19 protein-coding genes are annotated in these 25,364 nt (G+C 59.8%); 8 read left to right on the top strand and 11 right to left on the bottom strand.

All coding sequences use genetic code 11. The annotated features are described in order from the left end of the window. The first annotated feature begins 3 nt into the window (after positions 1 to 3). The 5 genes from OPV09_RS16105 (at position 4) to OPV09_RS16085 (ending at position 3,337) form a co-directional block, all read left to right on the top strand. A complete protein-coding gene (locus OPV09_RS16105) occupies positions 4 to 783 on the top strand; it encodes a TatD family hydrolase (protein WP_034756159.1) in 780 nt (259 codons plus the stop codon). A 16-nt stretch (positions 784 to 799) separates the two neighbouring features. Next, positions 800 to 1,450 carry an ankyrin repeat domain-containing protein gene (locus OPV09_RS16100; protein WP_338678752.1) on the top strand — a complete coding sequence of 217 codons (651 nt, stop codon included), beginning with the start codon at positions 800 to 802 and terminating at the stop codon, positions 1,448 to 1,450. 253 nt (positions 1,451 to 1,703) lie between these two features. Next, positions 1,704 to 2,627: a methyltransferase domain-containing protein gene (locus OPV09_RS16095; protein ID WP_034756162.1), complete on the top strand. Its 924-nt coding sequence runs from the start codon at positions 1,704 to 1,706 to the stop codon at positions 2,625 to 2,627. Positions 2,628 to 2,727: 100 nt separating this feature from the next. After that, positions 2,728 to 2,976, top strand: coding sequence for a hypothetical protein (locus OPV09_RS16090; RefSeq protein ID WP_034756165.1), 249 nt, complete (start codon positions 2,728 to 2,730; stop codon positions 2,974 to 2,976). A gap of 163 nt (positions 2,977 to 3,139) precedes the next feature. Then, positions 3,140 to 3,337 carry a hypothetical protein gene (locus OPV09_RS16085; protein WP_128143192.1) on the top strand — a complete coding sequence of 66 codons (198 nt, stop codon included), beginning with the start codon at positions 3,140 to 3,142 and terminating at the stop codon, positions 3,335 to 3,337. Positions 3,338 to 3,400: 63 nt separating this feature from the next. Here the strand turns inward: OPV09_RS16085 and OPV09_RS16080 are convergent, their stop codons facing one another. After that, positions 3,401 to 4,519 (bottom strand): phospholipase A, encoded by a 1,119-nt coding sequence (locus OPV09_RS16080; RefSeq protein ID WP_070302464.1) that lies wholly within the window; start codon positions 4,517 to 4,519, stop codon positions 3,401 to 3,403. A 285-nt stretch (positions 4,520 to 4,804) separates the two neighbouring features. Here OPV09_RS16080 and fusA point away from each other — a divergent pair, with 285 nt between their 5' ends. Both fusA and OPV09_RS16070 read left to right on the top strand, forming a co-directional pair. Beyond that, positions 4,805 to 6,913: an elongation factor G gene (fusA, locus tag OPV09_RS16075; protein ID WP_338678751.1), complete on the top strand. Its 2,109-nt coding sequence runs from the start codon at positions 4,805 to 4,807 to the stop codon at positions 6,911 to 6,913. 186 nt (positions 6,914 to 7,099) lie between these two features. Then, complete coding sequence (locus tag OPV09_RS16070; protein WP_230516024.1) at positions 7,100 to 7,630, top strand: SRPBCC family protein; 531 nt, start codon at positions 7,100 to 7,102, stop codon at positions 7,628 to 7,630. 313 nt (positions 7,631 to 7,943) lie between these two features. Here the strand turns inward: OPV09_RS16070 and OPV09_RS16065 are convergent, their stop codons facing one another. The 6 genes from OPV09_RS16065 to OPV09_RS16040 all read right to left on the bottom strand — a co-directional run bounded on the left by OPV09_RS16065 (position 7,944) and on the right by OPV09_RS16040 (position 13,496). After that, the gene (locus tag OPV09_RS16065) at positions 7,944 to 9,383 is read right to left on the bottom strand and encodes an IS1182 family transposase (RefSeq protein ID WP_338678750.1); all 1,440 of its coding nucleotides are present in this window, start codon (positions 9,381 to 9,383) and stop codon (positions 7,944 to 7,946) included. 101 nt (positions 9,384 to 9,484) lie between these two features. Then, on the bottom strand, positions 9,485 to 10,156 hold the full coding sequence (locus OPV09_RS16060) for an HNH endonuclease (RefSeq protein WP_034748029.1): 672 nt from the start codon (positions 10,154 to 10,156) through the stop codon (positions 9,485 to 9,487). Continuing rightward, positions 10,153 to 11,550 carry an AAA family ATPase gene (locus OPV09_RS16055; protein ID WP_338678749.1) on the bottom strand — a complete coding sequence of 466 codons (1,398 nt, stop codon included), beginning with the start codon at positions 11,548 to 11,550 and terminating at the stop codon, positions 10,153 to 10,155. The genes OPV09_RS16060 and OPV09_RS16055 overlap by 4 nt, the downstream gene beginning before the upstream one ends. Positions 11,551 to 11,833: 283 nt before the next feature. Next, positions 11,834 to 12,139 (bottom strand): hypothetical protein, encoded by a 306-nt coding sequence (locus OPV09_RS16050; protein ID WP_034748032.1) that lies wholly within the window; start codon positions 12,137 to 12,139, stop codon positions 11,834 to 11,836. Positions 12,140 to 12,156: 17 nt separating this feature from the next. Further along, a complete protein-coding gene (locus tag OPV09_RS16045; RefSeq protein WP_152546386.1) occupies positions 12,157 to 12,594 on the bottom strand; it encodes a hypothetical protein in 438 nt (145 codons plus the stop codon). Continuing rightward, on the bottom strand, positions 12,591 to 13,496 hold the full coding sequence (locus tag OPV09_RS16040) for an alpha/beta hydrolase (RefSeq protein WP_338678748.1): 906 nt from the start codon (positions 13,494 to 13,496) through the stop codon (positions 12,591 to 12,593). Before OPV09_RS16040 ends, OPV09_RS16045 begins: the two co-directional genes overlap by 4 nt. Before the next feature lie 139 nt (positions 13,497 to 13,635). Here OPV09_RS16040 and OPV09_RS16035 point away from each other — a divergent pair, with 139 nt between their 5' ends. Then, positions 13,636 to 16,836, top strand: a complete 3,201-nt coding sequence (locus OPV09_RS16035) for a PAS domain-containing protein (RefSeq protein ID WP_338678747.1) — start codon at positions 13,636 to 13,638, stop codon at positions 16,834 to 16,836. Between the two features lie 9 nt (positions 16,837 to 16,845). Here the strand turns inward: OPV09_RS16035 and OPV09_RS16030 are convergent, their stop codons facing one another. Genes OPV09_RS16030 through OPV09_RS16015 form a run of 4 tightly spaced genes read right to left on the bottom strand, consistent with a single transcriptional unit; the run spans position 16,846 to position 25,285 of the window. After that, positions 16,846 to 19,734 carry a hybrid sensor histidine kinase/response regulator gene (locus OPV09_RS16030; RefSeq protein ID WP_338678746.1) on the bottom strand — a complete coding sequence of 963 codons (2,889 nt, stop codon included), beginning with the start codon at positions 19,732 to 19,734 and terminating at the stop codon, positions 16,846 to 16,848. 7 nt (positions 19,735 to 19,741) lie between these two features. Then, entirely contained in the window at positions 19,742 to 20,932 is a 1,191-nt protein-coding gene (locus OPV09_RS16025; RefSeq protein WP_338678745.1) for a hybrid sensor histidine kinase/response regulator, read from the bottom strand. Beyond that, the gene (locus tag OPV09_RS16020; protein ID WP_219328994.1) at positions 20,922 to 21,803 is read right to left on the bottom strand and encodes a CheR family methyltransferase; all 882 of its coding nucleotides are present in this window, start codon (positions 21,801 to 21,803) and stop codon (positions 20,922 to 20,924) included. The genes OPV09_RS16025 and OPV09_RS16020 overlap by 11 nt, the downstream gene beginning before the upstream one ends. Further along, positions 21,803 to 25,285 (bottom strand): response regulator, encoded by a 3,483-nt coding sequence (locus OPV09_RS16015; RefSeq protein WP_338678744.1) that lies wholly within the window; start codon positions 25,283 to 25,285, stop codon positions 21,803 to 21,805. The genes OPV09_RS16020 and OPV09_RS16015 overlap by 1 nt, the downstream gene beginning before the upstream one ends. Positions 25,286 to 25,364: the final 79 nt, after the last annotated feature.

Raw genomic sequence — 25,364 nt, 5'->3', positions numbered from 1 at the left:
CTTATGTATATCGATTCTCATTGCCATATCAATTTCCCCGAGCTGGCCGCTCGCATGCCCGAGATCCTCGCCAAGATGGCCGAGAACAAGGTGACGCACGCCCTGTGCGTGTCCGTCGACTTGCCGGACTTCCCGCAGGTGCTGGCCCTGGCCGAGCAGTATCCGCATATCTTTGCGTCCGTCGGCGTGCATCCCGACTATGAAGACACGCCTGAACCGTCCGTGGAAGACCTGGTGCGATTGGCGGACCACCCGAAGATCATCGCCATCGGCGAGACGGGCCTCGATTATTTCCGTTTGACGGGCGACCTCGAGTGGCAGCGCGAGCGTTTCAGAACTCACATCAAAGCTTCAAGAATCACGCGCAAGCCCTTGATTATTCACACAAGAGCGGCCAGTGAAGACACGATACGCATCATGCGCGAAGAGGGCGCTGGCGTGGCCGACGGCGGCGTGGCCGGCGTCATGCATTGCTTTACGGAATCGCTGGAAGTGGCGCGCGCCGCCATCGACATGGGTTTCTATATTTCGTTTTCCGGCATCGTCACGTTCAAGAGCGCCAAGGATTTGCAAGCCGTGGCCCTGGAAGTGCCGCTCGAGCGCATCCTCATCGAGACGGATTCGCCGTACCTTGCGCCCGTGCCGTTCCGTGGCCGCATGAACGAACCGGGCTATGTAGCCCACGTGGCGGAATACCTGTCGACCCTGAAAGGCATCCCACTGGAGCAGGTGGCGCGCCAGACGACGGACAATTTCTTCAAGTTATTCAATCAGTTGCCATAACTTCTTAAGGTCAGACATGATGAAAAAACTCGCGCTGGCGATGCTGCTGTGCTGCGCTAGCGCCAGCCACGCGGCGCCGGAACCGGACGCCTTCTTCCGTGCCGTGTCCGTCAACAACGCCAGCGGCGTGCGCGACATGCTGGCCGAGGGCATGAACCCGAACCAGCCCGACGCGCAGCGCGGCGACATTCCCCTCGTGCTGGCCTTGCGCGACGATGCGGACCGGGTTTTCAAGGTGCTGCTCGACGCACCCGGCATCGACATCGAAGCCCGTTCGGCCAACGGCAACACGGCGCTGATGATGGCCGCCTATAAACACAAGCAGGACGCCGTGAACGCCTTGCTGGCCAAGGGCGCCAAGGTCAACCAGAGCGGCTGGACGGCGCTCCACTATGCGGCCTCGGCAGGCGACTTGCCCATCATGAAGATTTTATTGGACCGCGACGCCGTCGTCGATGCGCGCGCGCCCGCCAACGTCACGCCGCTGATGTTCTCCGCTCGCGAGGGGCAGGAGGGTGCCGTCAAGCTGCTGCTGTCGTGGGGAGCGGACGCCAGCCTGAAAAGCGACCATGGCTGGACGGCCGCGCAGTTTGCCCAGGCCGGCGACAAGCCGGGTGTGGTCGCCATCATCGAAGCGGCACAGAAGGCGCGCGCGGCCCGAAAGTAATCTTCTGGCAATATTTTCCATGCCAGCGCTGAAACTGGCATGGAATTGCCTCTCAGCTCAGCCCTTTGTTCTCCGTGCCGATTAACGATAATGATCGTGTCGCATTAATCAGGAGATTTTTCGCATGGGCAATCACATCAACGTCAGGCGCCGGCTGGTTTGTCGCCGCCCCTCGCGCAGCCCGTGCGATAACACTGCTTTCTGGAATGACAAAACCGATCGGCCATCGGAGCCAGACTCCAAGAGGACAGACATGCTGAATGAACGAGAAATCGAGAGTTGTTACCTGGGGCAATTTATCCCCGTCCATTACCACCACAATATGTTGATGGACCAGAACCGCATGCACGGGTTCAAGTCGGCCATCGATTACGCGGTGAAGCCTGGCATGAAAGTGCTGGAGCTGGGCGGCGGCACGGGCGTGCTGTCGTGGTTTGCGGCCGCACGCGCCGACAAGGTGTGGTGCGTGGAGTTCAATCCTGACATGGTCAAGGAAGCGCGCAAGATGCTGGCGCTCAATCCCAACGGTGAAAAAGTGGAAGTCGTCCACGCGGACGCGTTTGAATACCTGCCGCCCGAGCCTGTCGACGTGGTCATCTGCGAAATGATTCATGTAGGCATGCTGCGCGAAAAGCAGGTGGAAGTGATCGAATCGTTCAAACGCCGCTACCTGGCCCGTTTTGGCGGCCCGCTGCCCATCTTCCTGCCCGAAGCCGTCATCATGGCCGTGCAGCCGATGCAGCAGGAATACGATTTCGAGGGCTTTTATGCGCCCATCGTGCAATTCCAGGAAACCACGGCCATCCACCCGGGCGTGCAGGAGCTGGCGCCGCCTTCCGTCTACAGCATCATCGACTTCAGCCAGCCGACGGACAGCGTCTTCGGCTTCGACGGCAAGTTCGTCGTCGAGCGCAGCGGCACCCTGAACGCCTTGCGTTTCGTCACCAAGAACATCCTGGCCGTCGTGCCCGAGCGCTCGACGACCATCGACTGGCTGAACCACTATATGTGCTTGCCGCTGGCCACGCCGGTCGCCGTGAAGGCGGGCGACGTGCTGCAAGTGAGCTTCCAGTACCGCGCCGGCGGCTCGATTCCTTCACTGGAAACGTCGATCCGCGCGCAGGTGATCTATGACGTGAATCTGCAGCCTGTTACGCAGAACGCCGTCTACGCCTGAGTGTCATTAACGTAAAGGCAACGCCGCAGCGATTTCGTCCTGCGGCGTTTGTCCATTCAGGGTATATTTCGTCTTTTACCCACTGGACAGCTTTACTATCATGGAACAGATCGATCAGCGTTACCTCGTGCAACAGAACAAAATCAGCGATGGCGAGACCAAGCCGCCCGTGTTTGCCAAGGTAATGCGCAGCAAGGAAGGCGTGTTTGAAGGCGTGTCCTTCATCAAGTCGAAGGACAAGGCCTCCATCCTGACCATCGAAGATGCCAACCAGGCCATCAAATGGGCCACCAGCAAGAAACCGAACGCGCATGAATACATCACGAAAGTGATTTGCGTCGGTCAATAAAGGTCTCCGCAGGCGCCGTTCATTCCCGTTTTTGCACCGTTCATCCCCCCAGCACGCAGTTCATCGCACGGCCGTTGCCGCCGTGGCGGCGCTTGCATATAGTGGCCTCACGGTAGCGGGGCAAGCACGGCTTGCTCCGCACATTTCATTCTAGGGGGACGCAATGCTGGGATTTGTGCTGTGGCTGCTGCTCTTGCTCGTGTGCTGGCCCCTGGCCTTGCTGGCGCTCGTGCTGTATCCGCTGGCCTGGCTGCTGTTGCTGCCATTCCGCTTGATCGGCATCGGCGTCGAAGGCGTGTTCGAATTGCTGCGCGCCATCGTCATGTTGCCGGCCCGCGTGCTGGGCGGCGGCCCGCGATAAACCAGATATTTTCCATAAAAAATGGCGCCCTCGGCGCCATTTTTGTTTGCGGTACTGCTTGGCTTACAGGTCGACCATGAAACCGGCGCCGATCGATTTCTGCGAATAGTTGTAGTCGATCAAGCTCTGGCCATAACCGGAGAACAGTTGCAGATAGCCTTTCAGGTTGGCCTTCAATGGGAAAGCCCAGCTTGCCTGCATGGAGCCATGCTTCTTGCTGAAATTGCGGCGGGCCGTCACGGCATACTCGTGGCCCTTGTTGCGGTAGCTCACGCGCAAGTCGCCATGCCCCAGGTAATCGGTGATGTCGATATTATCATTGTCGGTCTTGCCATTGTCGAGGCGGTGCCAGACACGGGCCGTGACAGCCAGATTGTCTTTTTCCATGCCCAGTTCGGCATACACGCGGTTCCAGCTGCGCGATAGCGTCGACGTCTGACCGTTGGACTGGTGCACGAGGCCGAAGTTCAGGTAATTGAATTCCACGCCCGCGAAATTCTTGTTGATCGGCATGATCAGCATCAGTTCCGGCTGGTAATTGGTCTCGCGGAACGGGCTCGAGGCCTTGCGGTTATACGCTTGCCAGAAACTTTGCTGCGTGTAGCCGAACCACATGTCGAGCGGCGTGCCGGCGATGTCTTCCAGCAGCTTCATCTTGAAGCTCAGCTGGAACGTCAGTTCCACATGCTGGCTCTTGATGCCGGCCGGCGTGAAATCCTGGAACGGCTCGTCGTTGGACGCATCGCTGTAATTGGCCAGCAGCAGATAGGTGTCGCGGTGCGGGCGGAAGTTGAACAGGCCGCGTTTCGAGGCCTCGTTCAGTTCCCACGATTGCTGGGTGCGCGAAATCGGCGCTTCCGGCGGCGCCGCGCCTGTCTGTGCGACGGCAGGAATGGCCGCGTTGACAGCGTCCGGCGTGGCCACGCCAGGCGGACTGACGGGAGTGATGGGGGCGGCCTCGGCTGCCGCTGCCAGGGTGACGGCAGCGGTGGCGGAATCACCGCCGGCCGCGATGGTGGCTTTTTCCGCCGCCTTGGCCAGGGTGTCGAAGCACCCCAGGCGGGCGCTGGCGTCGCCAAGTACGGCGCAACGCTGCATTTGCTGTTCCAGTTCGCCGGCCATGGCCAGCGCCGGCGATGCCAGCAGGGAAGAGAGGATTATTTTTCTTAGTTGGATAGTCATAGGCTGAGTAGGGCATGTCGTTCGGTGCGCACCTGGGCTGCATGCCGGCGGCGTCGCCTTGCATGGCCGGATGCCATGCGTATTGATTTTTATTAATCTTTGTTGAATTAAAGTTCAAAAATTAACGTCTGGAAGTATAGCCGAATCCGCAATTAGTCTCCGTGCGCCTGACGTGTGTGCGCCTGCCAGTGTTGCGTGCATGGTAAACAGCCCGCTGCCGTGCCGGCCAAATCGATGTCTGCTACACTGGAAAACCGGGTGCCGGGGCTAGCCATGGAGATTGTGATGACCCGCAAAACACCTATCGAGCGCTACCGCAACATCGGCATCAGCGCCCATATCGATGCCGGCAAGACCACCACCACCGAGCGCATCCTGTTTTATACGGGGGTCAATCACAAGATCGGCGAAGTGCACAATGGTGCCGCCACCATGGACTGGATGGAGCAGGAACAGGAACGGGGCATCACCATCACCTCGGCCGCCACCACGGCCTTCTGGAAAGGCATGGCCGGCAACTTCCCCGAGCACCGGATCAACATCATCGATACGCCCGGCCACGTGGATTTCACGATCGAGGTCGAGCGTTCGATGCGCGTGCTCGACGGCGCCGTGATGGTGTATGACGCCGTCGGCGGCGTGCAGCCGCAATCCGAGACCGTCTGGCGGCAAGCCAACAAATATCACGTGCCGCGCATCGCCTTCATCAACAAGATGGATAGGGTGGGGGCCGACTTCCTGCGCGTGCGCAAGCAGATCGCCGACCGCCTGAAGGGCGTGGCCGTGCCCATCCAGTTGCCGATCGGCGCCGAAGACCATTTCACGGGCGTGATCGACCTGTTGAAAATGCGCGCCATCACCTGGGACGACGCCAGCCAGGGCGTGCAGTTCAGCTATGGCGAGATTCCCGCCGAGCTACAGGCGCAGGCACAGCAGTGGCATGAGCACATGGTCGAACACGCGGCCGAAGCCAGCACCGAGATGACGGAACGCTATCTGAATGGCGACACGTTTACGGAAGCCGAGCTCAAGCAAGCCTTGCGCGCGCGCACGATTCGCAATGAAATCGTGCCCATGCTGTGCGGCAGCGCGTTTAAAAACAAGGGAGTGCAGGCGATGCTCGATGCCGTCATCGAATATCTGCCGTCGCCCATGGAAGTGCCGCCCATCATGGGCCATGACGAGCACGACAACGAGGTGGAGCGCCATCCGACGGACGACGAGCACTTTGCCGCGCTCGCCTTCAAGATCATGACGGACCCGTTCGTGGGGCAATTGACCTTCTTCCGCGTGTATTCGGGTGTGGTGAACTCGGGCGACATGGTCTACAACCCCACCAAGAGCGCGCGCGAGCGGCTGGGGCGCATCCTGCAGATGCATGCGAACGAGCGCAAGGAAATCAAGGAAGTGTATGCGGGCGACATCGCCGCCGCCGTGGGCCTGAAAGCCGTCACCACGGGCGACACCTTGTGTGCGCTCGATCACATCATCGTGCTGGAAAAGATGATCTTCCCGGAACCCGTGATTTCGCAGGCGGTCGAACCGAAGACCAAGCCTGACCAGGAAAAGATGGGCATCGCCCTGAACCGCCTGGCGCAGGAAGACCCGTCGTTCAAGGTGCATACGGACGAGGAATCGGGCCAGACCATCATGTCGGGCATGGGAGAATTGCACCTGGAGATACTGGTCGACCGCATGCGCCGTGAATTCGGCGTGGAAGCCAATGTCGGCAAGCCGCAGGTGGCGTACCGCGAAACCATCACGCGTGCGGTGGAAGACGTGGAGGGCAAGTTCGTCAAGCAATCGGGCGGGCGGGGCCAGTACGGCCACGTGGTGCTCAAACTTGAACCTTTGCCGCCAGGCACCGGCTACCAGTTCGTCGATGCCATCAAGGGCGGCGTGGTGCCGCGCGAATTCATCCCCGCCGTCGACAAGGGCATCGTCGAAACCTTGAAGTCGGGCGTGCTGGCCGGCTACCCGGTCGTCGACGTGAAGGCGACACTGACCTTCGGCTCCTACCATGACGTCGATTCGAACGAAAACGCCTTCCGCATGGCCGGTTCCGTCGCCTTCAAGGATGGCATGCGCAAAGCCTATCCCGTACTGCTCGAGCCGATGATGCAGGTGGAGGCGGAAACGCCGGAAGAGTTCATGGGCAACGTCATGGGCGACCTGACGGCTCGCCGCGGCATGGTGCAGGGCGTCGACGACGTCCCCGGCGGCGCGGGACGCATCGTCAAGGCCCTCGTGCCGCTGGCGGAAATGTTCGGTTACTCGACAACGCTGCGTTCGCTGACGCAGGGCAGAGCCACCTACACGATGGAATTCAAGCACTATGCGGCCGTGCCCAAGCATATCCTCGACCAGGTGGCATCTGCTGGCAAGGCAAAGTAGGTCGGGTAGGTCGGATTAGGCCCTCCGGGCCGTAATCCGACACCATCGTTGGCCTGAGCCGCTGGTGATGGTGTCGGCTTACGCGCTGTGCGCTAACCCGACCTACGCTCAAGATGGCGTACGGGCCTTTCCCATTTTCGGCGCCACTGTTACATTAACTGCCATTCCACCAACACAGGAGAGAGCATGGCCACCGCAGAACAGAAGCAGGAAGGACAGCACCGCGACAGCAGCGACTTTGTCATCACGCAAACTTTCGACGCACCACGCGAACTGGTGTTCCGCTCGTGGGTGGAGCCCGAGCGCCTGGCGCAATGGTGGGGCCCCGTCGGTTTCGAATTGAGCGTGCTGGCGCTGGACCTCAAACCGGGCGGAGTCTTCCACTACGGCATGCGCGCCGACAATGGCTACGAGATGTGGGGCAAGTTCACCTACCAGTCTATCGAAGCGCCCGAACGCATCGTTTCCATCCTGTCGTTTGCCGACAAGCAGGGGAATGCCGTGCAGCACCCCGTCAGCGCTACTTGGCCATTGGAATCGTTCAATGTCATGACGCTTAGCGAAGAGAATGGCAAGACGACGATGACTTTGCGCTCGACGCCGCACAAGGCGACGGATGAGCAGCATGAGACTTTCAAGCAGGGGTTTGAGTCGATGACGCAGGGGTTCAAGGCGACCTTCGCCCAGCTGGCCCAGTACTTGGCGCGTGTCCAGTAAGTTTTTATTGAATGGCGGGCCAGAGCCGCGGGCCTGAGAAAATGTCCATGGCTGCGTTGCTTGGGCTCGCCGTACATGTGTACTGTCTTCGCCCGCGCGCCTTGCCCTGGCCATTTTTCAGGCTCGCTGGGCCCGGGGAGCCTTTGTTTGGGGCGGGGCGTGTTCATGCTCTCGTTGCCTGTTGCCAGTTTGCGGTCGGGGAAGGTCCGCTTTCGCCTCAGGCTGTGTGAAAACCCGAGTTTTTGTATCGGGAGCGGCCGCTCCGTGCAAGCCCCCGATTTTCCCCGACGTGCGAGTCGAAGTTAAAAAGGGCTCACGCCCCCAACAACGCCGCTTTCAGCCCCTGATTTCCCATGATGTTCACCATGCGTTTCAAGTTGTAGGCTAGAACATGTAAGCTCATCTCTGTTTTCACGCGTGGTAACGTTCGAGTTAAAAAATGTGTAGCACCCATCCAAGCTTTTAACGTACCGAATGGATGTTCGACTGTTTGCCGCCTGATTCTCGCGACGTCTCCGTGCTCAGCTATCCGCTTGCTCATCCTATCGAGGGCGTCTTCGTGCTCCCAGCGGGCGATACGGCGATTTGCGCCGGTGGTGCACTGAGATTTCATCAGGCACTTGGGACAAGATGACGACCAGTATTTGTGAAACAGCAGCCCTTTTTCTAGCGTGCTGAATCGTCGGATTGCACGTTCTCCAGCAGGACATTGGAACTCGTCGCTCTCGGGCAGATATCGGAAGTCGCGTTTATCGAATAGCCCCTTTGCACGATTGCCCGAAGTGAGCGGTTTAGGAACTAATGGCACCATCCCCGATTCCTCGCACGCCAAAATTTCGGGACCGCTGTAATAGCCGCGATCAGCGTACACCTCTAGATGCTTCAGACCGATCACCTCATTGGCTTGCTTTGCCATTGACGCCAGCTGGGCGCGATCATTTCCTATGTTGGTGACTTCATGCGCCACGATCAAGTGGTGCTTTGTGTCGACGGCAGATTGCACGTTGTATCCGACGGTGGCGGTTCCGCGTCCGCTGGTCGACATCGAGCGTGCATCAGGATCAGTCAGCGAAATCTGCTGATCTGGCGTCTGCTTCAATTTCTTGTCGAGCTCACCCAGGCTTTCGATCTGCTCTTTCAGACCTGCGATTTTTTCTTTAATACGCATCACGCGAGTTGCGGGGACAAGCGCAGGATCACGGTCGGCGCGATCAAGCTCGTCCATGTAGCGCTTGATGCTTTCCTCGATCTGCTCAATGCGGGCTTCCAGCTTGTTGTTGGTGAAATTTCGGTCGCGATTATTTACCGCTTTGAACTTGCTGCCATCGATTGCCACGCTGCTATCCGAGAAAACATCAAGCCTGCGACATACCTGCACGAATTGGCGGCACACTTTGCAGATGGCGGGGCCGTTATCTTTGCGAAAGTCAGCGATGGTTTTAAAGTCGGGAGATAGCCTCCCGGTCAACCACATCAGTTCGATATTACGCTGCGCCTCACGCTCCAGGCGGCGGCTCGACTGGATTCGATTGAGGTAACCATAGATGTAAATCCCAAGGAGAACTGCAGGATGGTAGGACGGGCGACCGGTGCGTGCCGGGTCGGCACCGGCAAAGCCAAGGGTCCTGAGATCAAGCGCTTCAATGAATGCCTCTACAATCCGAACGATATTGTCCTCTGCAACGTAGTCATCCAGATGCTCGGGAAAGAGAACGCTCTGGCTGCGGTCGGTTCCCTCGACAAAACGCTTCATCCTGCTCTCCTGATTACGTCAAATGAGCTATTAACGCTTCAGAAAAAATCTCGTTTACATTGGGGTGCGTTTTCACACACTCTGGCCTCTTAGCAGACCTTTCATTTATGAACTGAAATATTCACCTTAGATATGCGCGCAAGCAATAACTCTTCTAAAGTGTTAACTTGATATTTATCAAATTGCAAGCAAACAGACCTGAGCGTCACCTCAAATGTTTCATCTAGTCCAAACATCTTTTTGGTCGCCTTTCCTTTACGAGACTTACGAACAAGCTTGAGCAGACCATCGTCCTGCAACTGGAGATGACGAGAAAATTTATCCAAATAAGGGTGAATAATATTAAAATCACATTTATCATACTCAGCAGATGCCTTTTCAACAGTCTCCGTATCGCCTTTATAATCGCTGGAATTGCATTTCGAACAGGCAAGAATTAAATTTCTGCTCTGAAAGGTGAACTGCTTATACAAACTTTTCGGAGCGATGTGGTCGCGCTGGATACCCTTATAGCCACGCTCACCGTTCCTAGAAACAAAGCTAAAACCACAGTAATAGCAGTACCCGTCTTGTGCTAACTCCAAGAATTTTTTGATATTAGTTTTAAGTGTGTCCCGATCTTTGCGCTTATGTGGAATGGTAGCTATGCTGCCGCTCCACATCTCATCATGACCTAGCGTTGAATTGTGAAGAGCATCCACTAAGGACTGTTCCGCAACGGTGTACGTATATGCCGCAACAATTTGTTCCGTGAACCTTAATGCATTTTTCATGACTTTTCTTTTATGATTTTCTCAGCTTTGTTGATGAGTTTAAACAATGGATCGATTTCAGTAATATTAAATTTTCTAATTCGCCCCAAAGATTCTTTGAATTTTCGAAAGCTTCCCGAATCGTTGCTCATGTAATCGATGATGATTCGTAGGTCAAGTTCGAGGTATTTGTTTCTAAATCCGGTGACTCCAAAGACTTGATATAATGTGTGCTCGGGCGACCATCCGTAACTATTAACATCTAAAGCATCAACGAAAATTTCTCCGCGCTCATGATTAAATTGGAGTGCCAGAATTGTGGAATTTCTCCCCTCCAAATTGGACAATAAAAAATGCGAATGTGTGGCTATTAAAGAGTGACAACCCAAAAAACCGACTAATGCTGCATCTAGTATCGATAGAAAGTCGATTTGCCAGTTCGGGTGCAAACTTATTTCTGGCTCGTCAATCATGATTACTGAATCATTTTCCACGTGCGCAATAATCGACAAGAATATTCTCAAGATGTTGAACTCACCCGAACTGGATTGATGTAAGTCGATGCCATTATTCGAGAATATTGAAAGTGTTTTTATAGTTAGAATCTTAGCTTCCGTCAAACGTGATATCATTGTCAATTTATCGAATAATTTTTTATTTCGACTAATTGTAGATAAGTTGGCTTGCGCCGATGCGTCATTTTCTATAGACGTGAGAAAATCTTTAATGGCGACTTCATTTTCGATATAGAAATCAGATGTCACGAATCCACGGAAAGCTGCATTCTGAAAACTTGCACTTCCTGCCATTGCGTTGCTGTGAAGCTTACGTCTTCCTGAGTCATTGAAAGCAGCGAAATTACTACCTCGTTCCAGCGTGATTGAGAATTTGCTGTTGAAGCCAAGTTTATTCAGAACCTCCAGTGCACCATTCACCCTACGTGTCGATCGGCATATCAAAAGCATGTCTTGGAACATCTTTTCTTTCATATTGGAGAAAAAGATGTTATTGGAAGCAGTTTTCAAACCCAAATACACGTAGTGCTCACTTTTCCGTACACTATTTTTCGCTAGAAACGGAAAGCGATCATTTGGCGTGGAAGAAATCGCCAAAATCTTTCCTTTTCCGAAATTTCCTCCGGAGCTTATATCGCTACTGCTGATCAATAGGGCTTTTCCAGCCATTTCTGCTTCAAGGTCATAGCTATAATCAATCCCGATAAGAGACTTGATTTTTCTCTCACTACATTCAATGGTCAATGCATCCGCGATGCAAGATAATATTGTACTCTTGCCAGTTCCATTTGGGCCAATGATCACCGTCTTGTAGTTGGTGCCTGCGTCACAAGCAGATGAAAGAGGGAAAGATAAGTTTGAAAATAGGCCATGCCCGTTAATCGCAATTTTTTTTAACAACAATCAAAGCCTCTTTAATTTTTAATTCAAATTGAAAATACGTGGCATTAAATCAAGCACAAGGGGGGAATGATTTAACCAAATTTTTTCGGTTAAAAAATGTCGGATTTAGTGCCGCCAGCTTTTGATCGGTAGCTGTCGTTGCCAGGTTCCGCCCTATAAAGGACACTGGTTCCGCGACACTAACTTTCCATGGAGTCATGAGCATAACGAATTACCCAGCGAAAAAAGTCACGCATTGTCACGTCGTTTAGCTGACGTCGCAGGTGCTAACTGTCCGTCATCACTTGCCGATTAGTTGCACTTCCAGTACGTTAAACACCGTTATCCCTGAAACAGACGCAATGTCCCAAGGAGCTTGTGTATTGATGCGCACCAGCTTGCGCCCAGCCGTGTCCATCCATTCGTGTTCGACAACGCAAGCAATGTATCCCGGCTGCGGATAGCTGCTGTCCGCACGCAGATCGCTGCTACTGACCACTGGCACTTTCTCAATGAATTCATGCCTGCCGCCATCGGCATCGCTCAGCACGCACGCGACTACGCCCGGAAAGGCGTCGTCAACGTAGCGTTCGATCTGTACGGACATTTTTCTTGTATCTCTGTTTAGACTTGAAACTTCCATGTTGCCTCCGCTAACTCAGGCTCTGCCTGGCAAAATGCGCTGAGGCAGGCGTTCCCGGTGACGACCAGCCATTCGCGCCGTGTGTGTTCAAAACCCTGTAGCGTGTTCTCTTCCATACCCCAACCTCCTGTCAGCACTTCCAAGAGGTGGCTGCCGCACGGGAAGTCACTGGAATTCCAGTATCGCACCAGGTCGACCTCATCAAGCAAGCGAAATCCGTCTACGTCGGGGAACGTAATCTTCAGGCCGCTGACGTCATTTTGCTCTCGCGAACAGGCAATCAGCACAATCAGTGTGCCGTCGGCATAGCTGACGGAGGCAATATCGGAGTTGGGCTGAACACCGCTTGACGGCAGATATGCGCGAGCCTTGAGCGCTACTTTTGTCATATCGCCCGCTTCAGGCACTACTCTCATCATTTCGCCTCCATCCCCAACATCCCCCGCACCACCGGCAAAATCATCGTCCAAGCATTCGACGTCGCCGCGATCTCGTCATAATGACTGGCCCCCGGCAAAATCAGCACCTCCGCATGGTCACCGGCCTTCACAGCTTTCGCTGCATAGTCGTGCGCCACGCGGGGAGGCGAGATGGTGTCGAGTTCTCCCGTGGCCAGCACGGTGCGGCTGCCGTTGGGGATGAGGTCGGCGGCGTTGGTGTCGCTGTAGATGTCGGGGCGCGTTGCGCTGGGCTGGCCTGCCAGCTGGGCGATGTCGCGCTCGCAGCTGGTCTTGATCAAGTCTTTCTCATGGCGCAGGTCGGCCAGACCGCCCAGGCTGACGATGTTTTTCACTGGCAGGTAGTTGTCGCGGTACAGGGGACTGGTCTTTGGCAGTTTTTCCCTGCCTGCGATCCATTGCACCAGCTGGCCGCCGGCCGAGTGGCCCATGGCGACGATGCGGTTCACGTCCAGCTGGTACTGGGGCGCGTGCTGCTGCAGGCTGTCGAGTGCCGCGTGCATGTCTTCGTAGGTGCCCGGGTAGCCGCCGCCCGGCTCGTCGACGCGCCGGTACTCGACATTCCACACGGCGATCCCTTGTGCGACGAGGGCGCCGGCCACGTTGCGCATCTGCTTGATGCCGCCGAAGGCCACCGTCCAGCAGCCGCCATGCACGAGCACGACGACGGGGAACGGTCCGCTGCCTTCGGGCCGGAACAGCTGTGCGTATTGCGACGGTGCGGGGCCATAGGCGATCTGTGCCGTTGGCGGTGGGCCGTTCAGGGCCAGGTAGTCGTCCAGGCTCATGGGGGCGGCGACGGCGCCGCGGACTGAGGCGAGCAGGGCGGTGGCGATCAGGGAGGACGGCAGGGAGGTAGGCATGCTGGAACTCGCTTGAGAAGAGAGCAACACTTTAGCATAGGGGCACGTGCACGTAGAGATCAAGCGATGCGCTGTTTCCTCCTGCAAGAGGGTTGCCCCATGGTATATTCCGGGCATCAGTTTTCCCCTTATCGACACGGTGCACGCAAACAACATTCTTTCCTTGCTGGACGCCGAGCATAGTGCGCTGGGCAGCATCGCGGCAGGCGCCGACCTGGCCCATGCATTGGAGCATTTGTTGCTGGCGCTGCAAGCGCTGGCCGACGGCGGCGCGCATGCCTGCCTGGTGCTGATCGACGAGTCCGACCGCTTTTGCGGCTTGTCCGCACCCAGCTTGCCACAAGACCTGTGCCTGGCCTTGCGCCATGGCGGCGAACAGCCATCCCCGTTCGGCACGGCGGCCTTTTCCGGCGCGCCCGTGTATTGCGGCGACATCACGCGCGACGTGCACTGGAGCGCGGGACGCAAGGAAGCCTTGCTGCACGGTTACCGCGCCTGCTGGGTCGCCCCCGTCTTTGGCGCCAAAGGGCATATCCTGGGCGTGCTGGGCCTGTTTTTCCAGGCGACATGCCATCCCACGCAACCGGAGATCGAACTGCTGGCGCTGGCCGCGCGCGTGGCCGCGCATGTCATCGAGCGGGGCCAGCTGGAACAGGCGCTGCACGACAGCCGCGAACACTTTCATTACGCCATCGAACTGAACACGCAAGTGCTGTGGACGGCCGATATCGACGGGAAGCTCGACTATGTCGCGCAGCGCTGGCGCGAATGGACGGGCGGCAACGGCCTGGGCACCAGCTGGCTGGAAGCCATCCACCCCGAAGACATTCCCCATTCCTTGGCGGCCTGGAGCGAAGCGGTGGGCAGCGGCCAGCCTTTCGACCAGGAAATGCGCGTGCGCCGGCAGGATGGCCAGTACCGCTGGGTGCATTCGCGCGCATATTGCCGGCGGGACGAGCGCGGCCAAGCCGTGAAATGGTATGGCTCGTGCGAGGATATCGACGAACACTGGCAGGCGCGCAATGCCTTGCTCGACAGCGAGGCGCAGTTCCGTTCGCTCGCGTCCACCATGCCCAACCAGGCCTGGCTCGCGCATGGCAGCGGCGCCACCTACTGGGTCAACGAACAGGTGTGCGAATACACGGGACAATCGATGAAGTCGCTCGTGTCCAGCGGTTTCCGCCACTGCGTGCATCCGGACGACGTGCAGACCACGCAGAGAAGCTGGGACCGGGCCGTCGCCACCGCCAGCGCCTATGAACAGGAGTTCCGCATGCGCCGCGCCAGCGATGGCGCCTACCGCTGGTTCCTCGCGCGCGCCTTGCCCCTGTTCGACGAGGCGGGCAAGGTGCTGCGCTGGGTGGGCACGAATACGGACGTGCAGGAACAGAAGAACGTGCTGGAAAAGATGGCCTACCTGAATTCCTCGCTGGAAGTGGAAATGGCCAACCGCACGGCCGACCGCGACCGCATGTGGCGGCTGTCGACCGACATCATGCTGGTGGCGGACCTGTCCGGCATGATCATCGCCGTCAATCCCGCCTGGAGCAAGATCCTCGAGCGCCCGGAAGTCGAATCGCTGGGCATGGACTTCATCAGCCTCGTGCATCCCGACGACCGCATGGTGGCCTTGCAGGACTTGTCGCGCCTGGCCCATGGCGCGCCCACCTTGCGCATGGAAAACCGCTACCGGCGCCGCGATGGTGGCTACCGCTGGATTTCCTGGACGGCCGTGCCGGCGCAAAAGCTGATCCATGCCATCGGCCGCGACGTCACCGATGAAAAAGAGGCGCGGCTGGCGCTGGTGCGCAGCGAGCAAGCTTTATTGCAGGCGCAAAAGCTCGAATCGATCGGCAAGCTGACGGGTGGCGTGGCCCACGATTTCAATAACGTCCTGCAGATCATTTCCGGCAATTTGCAGTTGCTGAAACTGACGGTGGCGGACAATCCGCAGGCGGCCCGCCGCCTCGATTCGGCCGCCTCGGCCGTCGAGCGGGGCGCCAAGCTGTCGTCGCAGCTGCTGGCCTTTGCGCGGCGCCAGCCGTTGAAACCGCTGGTGACGGACCTGGGCCGTTTGCTGCGCCGCATGCATGAGCTGATCCGCCGCGCACTGGGCGAGGCGATTACCGAGGAAACCTTCATCAGCGACGGCCTGTGGCATACGCTGGTCGACCCGAACCAGATGGAAAACGTGCTGCTGAACATGGCCATCAACGCGCGCGATGCGATGGACAAGGGCGGGCGCCTGACTTTTACCTTGAGTAACGTGACGCTCGACGCCGCCTACGCCAGCCAGCATGCGGACGTGCTGGAGGGGCAATACGTGCTGCTGACCATCACCGACACGGGCCATGGCATGGAGCGCGACGTGATCGACCAGATCTTCGAGCCCTTCTTCACCACCAAGCGCGAAGGCGAGGGCACGGGCCTGGGCCTGTCCATGGCGTACGGCTTCATCCGCCAGAGCGCGGGCCACATCAAGGTGCACAGCGCGCCGGGCGCCGGCACGACGTTCAAGATTTATCTGCCCCGTTCGCTGGAAAAACTGGCCGAACCGCCACCGGGCCTGACGGGCCCCGTGCTGGGCGGTGGCGAGACCATCCTCGTCGTGGAAGACGATGCGCCCGTGCAGCACACGGTGGTCGACATGCTGCGCGGCCTCGGCTACGACGTGCTGCATGCCGATGACGGCGCCTCGGCCCTGGCCCTGCTGGGCACGGGCGTGGCCATCGACCTGCTGTTTACGGACGTGGTCATGCCCGGTCCCGTCAGCAGCAAGCAGCTGGCGCAGCAGGCCAGGCTGCTGCTGCCGGAACTGGCCGTATTGTTTACCTCGGGCTATACGCACAACGCCATCATGCAGGGCGGGCGGCTGGACCCGGGCGTGGAGCTGTTGAGCAAACCGTACCAGCGCGAAGACCTGGCGCGGCGCATCCGCCATTTGCTGGCCGACCGCCGCCTCGTGGGCGCGCCCGACCCGTCCGGGCGGCGCATCCTGCTGGTGGAAGACAATGACGATGCGCGTGAAATGACGACGGAAATGCTCAATATGCTGGGGCACACCGTGCACGGCGTGGCCAGCGCGGAAGCGGCCATGCCGCTGTTGGCCATGCCGGGCCTGGACGTGCTGGTGACGGACATCAGCCTGCCCACGATGTCCGGCCTGGAACTGGCGCGCCATGCGCGCGCACACTGGCCGCAGCTGGACGTGGTGTTTGCTTCCGGCCACGACTGGGGCGCCAGCCTGATGCAGGACGCCAGCGCCCGTTTCCTGCGCAAACCGTTTGGTCTGGAAGAGCTGGCCGGCGCACTGAAGGCGCGCCGGCTCGACGTCTACTAACTTAGAGGCTTACTCGGCTGGCGCCAGCAAGGCTTGCTGCAATTGCTTGACGGTAAATGGTTTCACCAGGAAGCGCGCTTGCGGGTCCAGCACGCCGGAATTGGCCGGTGCATGGCCGGTGGAAAATACCACTTCCAGCTGCGGATAGTCGCGCGCCGCCAGTTCGGCCAGCTCGGCGCCCGACATGCGTGGCAGGCTGATATCGGTCAGCAGCAAGTCCAGTCCCGGCGTGCACAGCAGGGGCAAGGCTTCCTCGGCCGTGCCCACGGCCAGCACCGTATGGCCGAGCATGGCCAGCAATTCGCTCGTCATGGCGCGCGCGTCCGCATTATCTTCCACCAACAGGATATGCCTTCCCTCCGGCCGCGCCGGTGTGGGTTGCGGCGGCGCCAGTTGCGCGCGGTACTGGTGCAGGGCCGTCACGTGGCGGCCATTGGCCAGCAGGTGGCGGATGCGCCGCGCCAAGTCTTCGCGCCGGTACGGTTTGCTCAACAACTCCACGCCCGGTTCCAGCCGGCCGCCCTGCATCATGGCGTCCTGCGTGTAGCCCGAGGTAAACAACACGGCCAGCTGTGGCAGCAGCACGCGGGCCTGGCGCGCCAGCGCCGTGCTGGCCACCTTGCCTGGCATCACCACGTCCGTAAACAGCAGGTCGATGGGCACGCCGCTGCCGATGACGGCCAGTGCGCTTTCGCCATCGCTGGCGCGCAGCACGACGTAACCGAGGCCGCGCAGCATGTCGACCACCGTCGTCTGCACCTGCACGTCGTCTTCCACGACGAGGATGGTTTCCTTGCCGCCCAGCACGGGGCCGTCCAGCTGCAGCGGCAGTTCCGTTTCCGCTTCCAGCGAGCGTGGCAGGTAGATGCGGAAGGTGCTGCCATGGCCAGGCAAACTGTCCACCGTCAGGTGGCCGCCGCTCTGGCGCAGGAAACCATAGGCCATGGACAGGCCCAGGCCCGTGCCTTCGCCTTCTTTCTTTGTCGTGAAGAACGGCTCGAAAATCTTGTCCAGCAGCTCGGCCGGAATGCCCGCGCCCGTATCCGAGACGGCCAGCAGCACGTAGTCGCCGGGCGCCACGTCCGCATGGCGGGCCGCGTAATCGCTGTCCAGCACGATGTTGCTCAGCTCGATGGTCAGCTGGCCCTGGCCATCCATGGCGTCGCGCGCATTGATGGCCAGGTTGAGGATGACGTTTTCCAGCTGGTGCGGGTCGACCAGGGCACGCCAGCAATCGTCGGCCAGCAGCCAGCGCGTTTCGATGGTTTCGCCCGTGGCGCGCCGCAGCAGCTCTTCCGTCGAGCGCAGCAGCTGCGCCAGGTCCGTCACCAGCGGTTTCAATGGCTGGCGCCGCGCAAAGGCCAGTAGCTGGGCCGACAGCTTGGCACCCCGTTCCACGGCGGCCGAGGCGCTGGCGATGCGCTTGGCGGCCAGCGGGTCGTCATCCAGGCTCAGCTGCAGCAGCTGAAGATTGCCCGAGATAATTTGCAGCACGTTATTGAAATCGTGGGCCACGCCGCCCGTCAACTTGCCCAGCGCTTCGAGCTTTTGCGATTGCAGCAGGGCCATCTCGCTGTGGCGCAACGATTCCTGCATGAGGCGCAAGGTGTTTTGCGCCTCTTTTTCCACGGTGACATGGCGCCCGGTGGCAAATATCAGGTCGCCTTCGGTGGCCGTCACCCACGACAGCCAGCGGTGGCCGCCATCGCGGTGCCGGTAGCGGTTTTCAAAGCTGGGCCTGGCCTCTTGCGTCACTTGCGCCAGCGCCTGGCGCGTGGCGGCCGCATCTTCGGCCAGCACGAAGTCGAAGATGCTGCGGCCCAGCATTTCCTCGGGCAGCCAGCCCAGGATGGCGCCGGCGGCCGGGTTGACGGCGGCAAAGCAGCCTTCGGCATCGATGGCCACCATCAGGTCTTGCGCGCTGCGCCACAGGCGCTCGCGCTCGCCGTTGCGCGCGGCCAGTTCCGCTTCCAGCTTCTTTTCCACGGTAATGTCGCGCGCGCTGCAATACACCTTCTCGCCCTCGGGCACGGCCACCCACGACAGCCAGTGCCAGCCGCCCAGCTTGTGGCGGTAGCGGTTTTCGAAGCGCAGCGCCGGCTGGCCCTGGTTGGCCGCATCCCAGGCCGCATAGGTGCGCGGCAAGTCGTCCGGATGGATCAGTTCAAAAAATTTCGTCGTGCGGATTTCCTCCACGGACCAGCCCAAGGTGGCTTGCCAGGCGGGGTTCGAGTGTTCGAAATAGCCGTCGAGGTTAAGCACGCCCAGCAAGTCGGGGCTGACGTTCCAGGTGCGGCCGAATTCGCGCGTGCGCTCTGCCACTTGCGTTTCCATGCTGGCAGTCAGGGCGCGCAAACGCGATTCCGCCCGGGCCCGCAAAATGGTCGACCAGACGCGTTCCGACACTTGCACGGCCAGTTCGATCTCGTCCGCATGCCACAGGCGCGCCGCGCTGCTGTGCACGACGAACAGGGCCGCCAGTTGGCCATCCTTGGCAATCGGAATGTTCAGGAAGGCACGGATGCCCAGGCGCGCGAACGCGGCCAGCGCGGCCGGCATGGCTGTGCGCGGGTCGCTTGCCACATCGCTGACGGCGAGCGCCTGGCCGGCGGCAAGCGCATCGGCCAGGCCTGCCGCGTAATCGCCGAGGAAATACTCGCCGGCGGCGCCCGGCGCCAGGCCATCGCTCCACGCATGCTGCAAGGTGGGGCACTGCAGGGTCTGGTCGATATCGAAACAGGCCACTTGCTGGGCGCCCAGGCGTTGTCCCAGCAGCTGGGCCGACAGGGAAAGAATCTCGCCCGTGTCTTGCAACAGGCGCAGCCGGCGTTCCAGTTGCAGCAAAAAGGCGACGCCGCTGGCGCCGGCCTGGCTGCGGGGGACGGGTGTGCTGGTCATGCCGGCCTCAGCTGCCGGCCAGCGGCAGGGTGACGCTGAACAGGGCGCCATTACCGGGCTGGCTTTGCAGGGTGATGGCGCCGCCATGCGCATCGACCAGCTGCTTGGTGATGAACAGGCCCAGGCCCAGTCCGCCCGTGCGGTCCTGGTGCATGACACGCTCGAACGCGTCGAAAATGCGTTCCTGGTCGCGCGCATTGATGCCGATGCCATGGTCGCGCACTTCGATGACGGCGCTGTTCTGCGTGTGCGCCAGGCTGATTTCCACGGGCTGGCCCTGGCCGTAGCGCACGGCGTTGCTGATCAGATTGACAACGATCTGTTCGACGCGGAAGGCGTCCCAGAAACCGTGGATGGGCTCGAAGGCCATCACTTCCAGCACGCTGCCCGTGGCGGCCGCATACGGGCCCAGGTCGTCTGCCACGCGCCGCACGAGGCAGGTCAGGTCGACGGCTTCGCGGCGGATCGACAGCTTGCCGCTGGTGATGCGCGACACGTCGAGCATATCGTCGATCAGGCGCACCATGCTGCGGATTTGCCGCCCGTCGCGCGCCACCATCTTGCCCAGCTTGTCCGGATCGAAAGCGGCCAGGTTGCCCCGTTCCAGGTTGACGGTGCGCATCTGCGTTTCCAGGAACAGCGTGTTCAACGGCGTGCGCAGTTCGTGCGCCACCATGGACATGAATTCGTCGCGCAGGCGCAGCGAGCGCTGCAGTTCAGCCTGCGTGGCGCGCAATTCCTTCAATAACGCTTCCTGCTGCTGGCGGCTGTGCTCGAGCGCCTGCACCTGGCGCCGTGTCTCGCTGCGCTGCTGGTGCAGGGCGACAAACACGTTGACCTTGCTTTGCACGGCATTGATGTCGAGCGGCTTGTGCAGGAAATCGACAGCGCCGCTTTCATAGCCCTGGAAGGAAAAATTCATTTCCTTGCCGGCCGCCGTGACGAAGACGATGGGGATGTGGCGCGTCTTTTCCGTGCCGCGCATCAATTGCGCCAGTTCAAAACCATCCATCTCCGGCATTTGCACGTCGAGGATGGCCAGCGCGAAATCGTGCTCGAGCAGCAGGGCCAGCGCTTCTTCGCCGGACGAGGCCTGATAGACGCTGCGGTCGCTCTCGCGTATCAGCGCGTTGAGCGCGCGCAAGTTCTCCGGCAAGTCGTCGACGATCAGCAGTTTGGTGCTTGTTTCATTCATCATGTTTCATTCCTGGCATGTGCCGTCCAGCGTAGTGGGAAGCGGCGTGCGACGGCGCACGCTTGCGGTAGAGCTTTTCAGGACCCGGCAATGGCTCGAAGTCGGGGGCAAAGCGCGTGAAATGCGTGCTTTCCTTGCTGCCCAGTCCCAGGAAGCCCCGGTGGCACAGCGAATCGTGGAACAGGCCCAGGGCCCGTTCCTGCAAGGTTTTATTAAAGTAAATCAAGACGTTACGGCACAAAATCAATTGCGTTTCAATAAACACGCTGTCCGTGGACAGGCTGTGGTCGGCAAAGTTGATCTTGTCGAGCAGACGCTGCTGGAAACGTGCCGTGGCATGCTCGACCATGTAATAGTCGGCCAGCTGGCCCAGGCCGCCCGCGGCCAGGTAGTTGGCGCCATATTCTTCAAGCCGGTGCAGCGGATAGGCGCCGCGTGCGGCCGTGGCCAGCGCTTGTGGATTGATATCGGTGGCGTAGATCGTGCTGCGTTCGAGCAAGCCTTCCTCGTGCAGCACGATGGCCAGCGACAGCGCTTCTTCCCCCGTGCAGCAGCCGGCCACCCAGATGGTCGGCGACGGGTAGGTTTTCAGCACGGGCACCACGTGTTCACGCAAGGCGCGGAAAAATGCCGGGTCGCGGAACATTTGCGTGACGGGCACGGTCAAAATCTGCAGCAGGTCGCCAAAGGCGGCCGGGTCGTCCAGCACGCGCTGCTGGAGGGCAGGCACATCTGCACAATGCAAGCGGTCTAGCGCATGATTGAGGCGGCGCCGCTGCGAGGGCAGGGAATAGTCGCGAAAATCATAGCTGTAGCGCTGGTACAGCGCTTCCATCAGCGCGTGCAGCTGCGCGTCCGTGGTGCGCTGGGACATCAGATGCGTTCCATCTTCGGCATCCACACGCGCAGCAGCGAATACAAACGATCAAGGTCGATCGGCTTGGCCAGGTAGTCGGACGCGCCCGCCTGCAGGCATTCTTCCTGGTCATTCTTCATGGCCTTGGCCGTGATGGCGATAATTGGCAGCTTGTTGTAGCGGCCATCGGCGCGGATCAGGCGCGTCGCTTCCAGGCCATCCATGCCCGGCATCATGACATCCATCAGCACGAGGTCGATATCGTCCACGCTGTTGAGCTTGCTGATGGCTTCGAAGCCGTTGCGGCCGATTTCCACCACCACGCCTCGCTGTTCCAGCGCATTCGTCAGGGCAAAGATATTGCGCACGTCGTCGTCCACGAGCAAGATCTTGCGCCCTTCAAACACGCGTTCGCGGCTGCGCACCTGCTGCAGCATGCCCTGGCGCTCGCTCGACAGTTCCGATTCCACCTTGTGCAGGAAGAGAGTGACTTCGTCGAGCAGGCGTTCGGGCGAACGGGCGCCCTTGATGATGATCGAGCGCGAATACTTCATCAGGTCCGCTTCTTCCTCGCGGCTCAGGTTGCGGCCCGTGTAGACGATGACGGGCGGGAACGAGCATAGTTCTTCATGTTCCATGCGTTCGAGCAATTCGTTGCCCTGGATATCGGGCAGCTTCAAGTCGATGATCATGCAGTCGAAAATCTGCGTTTTCAGTAATTCCAGCGCCTGCTCGCCCAGCGCCACGGCCGTGATTTCCACGTCGTCGTCGCTGATCAGGTGCACCACGCTTTCGCGCTGGCGTTCGTCGTCCTCGACCAGCAGGATGCGCTTCATCTGCTGCGTGAATTTCGATTCGAGCTTGCGGAACACTTCCTTCAGCTGCTCGCGTGTGCGCGGCTTGGTGGCGTAGCCGATGGCGCCCAGCTGCATCGCTTCCTGGATCTGGTCGTTGCCAGACACAATGTGCACGGGAATGTGGCGCGTCAGCGGGTTTTCCTTGAGCTGCTGCAAGACCAGCAAGCCCGGACGGTCCGGCAAGCCCATGTCGAGCAGGATGGCGTCGGGCAGGAATTCCTCGGCCAGGCGCAAGCCTTCATCGGCGCCGTGCGCCACCAGGCAGCGGTATTGCATTTCATGCGCGAGGTCGAACAGGATGCCGGCAAACGACGGTTCATCCTCGATCACCAGCACGGAACGCTGGCCCGTCTTGGCGGCCGGCACGCTGTCGCGGTCATCCTGGAAGGTGGGCAGCGGTACGGGCTTGGCGGCGGGCGCCGGCTTGGGCGCGGCGGCCGTGATTTTTGCAGGCGCTTGCGGCACTGCGGCCGGGGCCGGCTCCGCTTCCACGGCGCGCTCCGGCATGACGGCCGGCAGTACCAGGGTAAACGTGCTGCCCTGGCCTGGCGTGCTGGCCAGCTCGATGCTGCCGCCGAGCAAAGCGGCCAGGTCGCGCGAAATCGACAGGCCCAGTCCCGTGCCGCCATAGCGGCGGCTGGTGGTGCCGTCGGCCTGGTGGAAAGCGTCGAAAATCTTGTGCTGCTGGTCGTCGGCAATGCCGATGCCCGAATCCTGCACCTGGAAGCGCACCTGGCCATCCGCGCCGCTGCTCACGTGCAAGCTCACGGTACCCGTATCGGTAAACTTGATGGCGTTCGACAGCAGGTTTTTCAGGATTTGCTCGAGGCGCTGGCGGTCGCTGACGAGCGACGGCGGCGTATCCGGCGCTACCTTGACGCTCAGTGTCAGTTTCTTTTGCTGGGCCTGGGCGCCGAACAGCATTTTCATGCTGCTGAGCAGTTCGTCGAAAGGCACGCTTTCCGGCGTCAATTCCAGCTTGCCCGCCTCGACCTTGGAAATGTCGAGGATATCGTTGATGAGGGTGAGTAAATCGTTGCCGGCCGAATAGATGGTTTGCGCAAACGTCACTTGCTCCGGCGTCAGGTTGCCGCTGGTGTTGTCCGACAGCAGTTTCGACAGGATCAGCGAGCTGTTCAGCGGCGTGCGCAGCTCGTGCGACATGTTCGCCAGGAATTCGGACTTGTAGCGGCTGGCCCGCTGCAGCTCTTCCGCGCGCGCTTCTAGTTGCGCGTGCGCCTGGACGATGGCCATGTTTTTCTGGTCCAGCGACAGCGCCTGCACGGCCAGCTGCCCGTTCGACTGCTCGAGCGCCGCCTTTTGCTCTTCTAGGTGGGCTTGCGACTGTTCCAGCACGCGCGACTGTTCGCCCAGCTCTTCATTGGCCGTGCGCAGTTCTTCCTGCTGCACTTCCAGTTCTTCATTCAATTGCTGGGTTTCTTCGAGCACGTTTTGCAGGCGCTGGCGGTACAAGGCCGCTTCCAGCGAGGTGCCGACGTTTGCCGCAATCAGGTTCAGCCATTCCTTGGCGCGGGCGCTGACGGGATGCGTAAAGCCCAGTTCGATGACGCCGTTGACGACGCCTTCATTGTTGACGGGCGCCAGGACCAGTTCCAGCGGCGCGCCGCGGCCCAGGCTCGACGTCACGGTCAGGTAGTTCTCGGGCACTTGCTGCACATGCTTGAGGCGCTTTTCGCGTGCCGTCTCGCCCACCAGGCCTTCGCCCACCTTGAACACCTGTTTTTCCTTGACGCCCTGTTCGTTGAAACCGTACACGGCCGTGCGGCGCAGGCTGCCATCCTCGTCGACGACGTACAGGGTGGCGATGGCCACGTCGAGGCGGTGGGCGAGGAAATCGAGCACGTGGCGTCCCAGTTGCGGCAAGCCCAGCTGGCCGCTCGTGTGGGCCGCCAGTTCCGTCTGCCCCGTGCGCAGCCACGCTTGCTCCTGCAGCACGTCGTTGTCCTTGCCGCGCTGCTCGAGCGCATCGTTGTAGATATCGGACAGGCGCAGCAGTTCGCGCCGTCCCAGGTAGGCGAGCAAGCCCGACAATCCCAGGCTGAGGATGAGGAATACGACGACGGCCAGCATGGTGCGGCTTTCGGCCGTATCGGCCCGTTCCTGGCGCAGCCGCTGTTCCATGGACAGGAAGGCGAGGAATTCGCGGCGGATTTCGTCAAACTCCAGCTTGCCTTCGCCCTGGCGCACGCGCGCGAGGAATTCCTGGTTGTTGCGGCGCTGTGCGATCACGCCTTCGGCGTAATCGAGCCACTGGCCTTGCAGCGCGCGGATGCGGCGCAAGCGGTCCACCTGGATGGGGCTGTCGGACACCAGGTCCAGCAGGGTGGTCATTTCCACGGCGATCTTGGCCTTGCCCGATTTATACGGCGCCAGGAAAGTTTCATCGCCCGTCAGCAGATAGCCGCGCATGCCCGTTTCCAGGTCGACCGACAATTTCATGACTTCATTCGCGTTGCCGATCACCCGTTCGGAATGCTCGACCGAGCGCAAGGCCGAGAGCAGGTAGGCGATCAGGGCGACGAACACGAGGGCCGTGACGACCCCAATGACCAGCGGCAAGGTCACGTTGCGGGCGAGGATGCGGCGAAAGCTGAAGGAGTCGATCGGGGTCTTGGTATTCATCATGTCCGTGTAAGGCTGTCGCGAAAAAATCAATTTTAATTGAAATGCAAGATTTCTGATGGTCAAGCATAGCGTGCGC

This window comes from Janthinobacterium sp. TB1-E2, assembly GCF_036885605.1.
In the GTDB taxonomy this organism is placed as follows: domain Bacteria; phylum Pseudomonadota; class Gammaproteobacteria; order Burkholderiales; family Burkholderiaceae_D; genus Janthinobacterium; species Janthinobacterium aestuarii.
Note: the sequence above shows the minus strand (reverse complement) of the source record. Positions and strands in the feature narration are given on the sequence as shown.

Bases quoted from the DNA above. Each gene is read 5' to 3' on its own strand.
- OPV09_RS16105 (WP_034756159.1), top strand. From the start codon at position 4: ATGTATATCGATTCTCATTGCCATATCAATTTCCCCGAGCTGGCCGCT.
- OPV09_RS16100 (WP_338678752.1), top strand. From the start codon at position 800: ATGATGAAAAAACTCGCGCTGGCGATGCTGCTGTGCTGCGCTAGCGCC.
- OPV09_RS16095 (WP_034756162.1), top strand. From the start codon at position 1,704: ATGCTGAATGAACGAGAAATCGAGAGTTGTTACCTGGGGCAATTTATC.
- OPV09_RS16090 (WP_034756165.1), top strand. From the start codon at position 2,728: ATGGAACAGATCGATCAGCGTTACCTCGTGCAACAGAACAAAATCAGC.
- OPV09_RS16085 (WP_128143192.1), top strand. From the start codon at position 3,140: ATGCTGGGATTTGTGCTGTGGCTGCTGCTCTTGCTCGTGTGCTGGCCC.
- OPV09_RS16080 (WP_070302464.1), bottom strand. From the start codon at position 4,519: ATGACTATCCAACTAAGAAAAATAATCCTCTCTTCCCTGCTGGCATCG.
- fusA (WP_338678751.1), top strand. From the start codon at position 4,805: ATGACCCGCAAAACACCTATCGAGCGCTACCGCAACATCGGCATCAGC.
- OPV09_RS16070 (WP_230516024.1), top strand. From the start codon at position 7,100: ATGGCCACCGCAGAACAGAAGCAGGAAGGACAGCACCGCGACAGCAGC.
- OPV09_RS16065 (WP_338678750.1), bottom strand. From the start codon at position 9,383: ATGAAGCGTTTTGTCGAGGGAACCGACCGCAGCCAGAGCGTTCTCTTT.
- OPV09_RS16060 (WP_034748029.1), bottom strand. From the start codon at position 10,156: ATGAAAAATGCATTAAGGTTCACGGAACAAATTGTTGCGGCATATACG.
- OPV09_RS16050 (WP_034748032.1), bottom strand. From the start codon at position 12,139: ATGTCCGTACAGATCGAACGCTACGTTGACGACGCCTTTCCGGGCGTA.
- OPV09_RS16045 (WP_152546386.1), bottom strand. From the start codon at position 12,594: ATGATGAGAGTAGTGCCTGAAGCGGGCGATATGACAAAAGTAGCGCTC.
- OPV09_RS16040 (WP_338678748.1), bottom strand. From the start codon at position 13,496: ATGCCTACCTCCCTGCCGTCCTCCCTGATCGCCACCGCCCTGCTCGCC.
- OPV09_RS16030 (WP_338678746.1), bottom strand. From the start codon at position 19,734: ATGACCAGCACACCCGTCCCCCGCAGCCAGGCCGGCGCCAGCGGCGTC.
- OPV09_RS16025 (WP_338678745.1), bottom strand. From the start codon at position 20,932: ATGATGAATGAAACAAGCACCAAACTGCTGATCGTCGACGACTTGCCG.
- OPV09_RS16020 (WP_219328994.1), bottom strand. From the start codon at position 21,803: ATGTCCCAGCGCACCACGGACGCGCAGCTGCACGCGCTGATGGAAGCG.
- OPV09_RS16015 (WP_338678744.1), bottom strand. From the start codon at position 25,285: ATGAATACCAAGACCCCGATCGACTCCTTCAGCTTTCGCCGCATCCTC.